The sequence below is a fragment of the Polynucleobacter brandtiae genome (assembly GCF_002797575.1).
Taxonomy (GTDB): domain Bacteria; phylum Pseudomonadota; class Gammaproteobacteria; order Burkholderiales; family Burkholderiaceae; genus Polynucleobacter; species Polynucleobacter brandtiae.
This window is the reverse complement of the sequence record NZ_PGTX01000015.1, coordinates 1-1230: the sequence shown is the minus strand read 5'-3', so window position 1 is coordinate 1230 and position 1230 is coordinate 1. Positions and strand designations below refer to the sequence as shown.

Here is a 1230-nt window from a genome sequence, read left to right as displayed (position 1 = left end):
TGAATCGCTACCACTTCTGTAGACACTTTCTAGCCTAATATTTAGGTTATTAGGAGGTGTTATGAGTAAGCGTCAACGATTTACTGAAGAGTTCAAATTAGAGGCAGTTAAGCAAGTAACTGAACGCGGTTTTGGGGTTCGGGAGGTGGCCGCTAGATTGGGTACTTCACCCCATAGTTTGTATGCCTGGGTTAATAAATACGGCATTCCTGCAGAGCAGCGACTAACTGCCGACGATCAAACAGCTAGACTCAAAAGATTGGAGGCTGAGCTCAGAAGGGTGACTGAGGAGCGCGACATCTTAAAAAAGGCCGCCGCGTACTTTGCCAAGGAGTCCGGTTAAAGTACGCCTTCATCAAAGAACATCAGCATGAACACCGTATCAGGGTTATGTGTAGGGTATTGCAGGTGCATCCGAGTGGTTATTACGCTTGGTGCAAGGAGCCCCTATCAGCAAGAAGCCGAGAGAACCAATCCATTACCAGTCAGATTAAACAGTCTTGGCTTGAGAGTGGTGCCGTGTATGGTTATCGCAAGATCCATGATGACCTTCGAGATTTGGGGATCGTTTGTGGTGAGCAGCGGGTGTATCGCTTGATGAAGGCGCAAGGACTAAAGTCCCAAACGGGTTATCGCAAGCCTAGGCATTACGGAACTAAGGCATCGGTGACCGCCCCCAATCATTTGGCTCAGCAGTTCAATGTTCTAGAGCCTAATGAGACTTGGGTCACGGATATTACCTACATTCGCACACACGAGGGCTGGCTGTACTTAGCGGTAGTTTTAGATCTCTTCTCAAGGCAGATCGTAGGTTGGTCGATGCAAAGCCGTATTGATAAAGAACTGGTCGTATCAGCATTGCTGATGGCTTTATGGAAGCGCAAACCTAGGCAGATGGTCACCATCCACTCAGATCAAGGCAGTCAGTTCTCAAGCTATGAGTGGCAAGCCTTTTTAAAGGAACATAACCTGAGGCCAAGTATGAGTCGACGAGGAAATTGTCATGACAATGCGGTAGTAGAGAGCTTTTTCCAGCTATTAAAGCGTGAACGGGTGAAGCGTAAAACTTACAACACGAGAAGCCAAGCCCGCGAAGATATCTTTAATTACATTGAGTTGTTTTACAACCCGGTCAGGCGCCATAGTTACAACAATGGCTTATCTCCGGTAGTATTTGAAAAGCAGTACCAAGCGAGGTTGGCAAGTGTCTAGGATATTGGTAGCGATTCA

Annotated in this window: 1 protein-coding gene; it reads left to right on the top strand. The window is 47.1% G+C overall.

All coding sequences use genetic code 11. The features are described from left to right. The first annotated feature begins 61 nt into the window (after positions 1-61). A protein-coding gene (locus B0G85_RS10190; RefSeq protein WP_100380354.1) for an IS3 family transposase occupies positions 62-1212 on the top strand; the annotation gives its coding sequence in 2 pieces (ribosomal slippage) (positions 62-299 and positions 299-1212; 1152 coding nt in all). Positions 1213-1230: the final 18 nt, after the last annotated feature.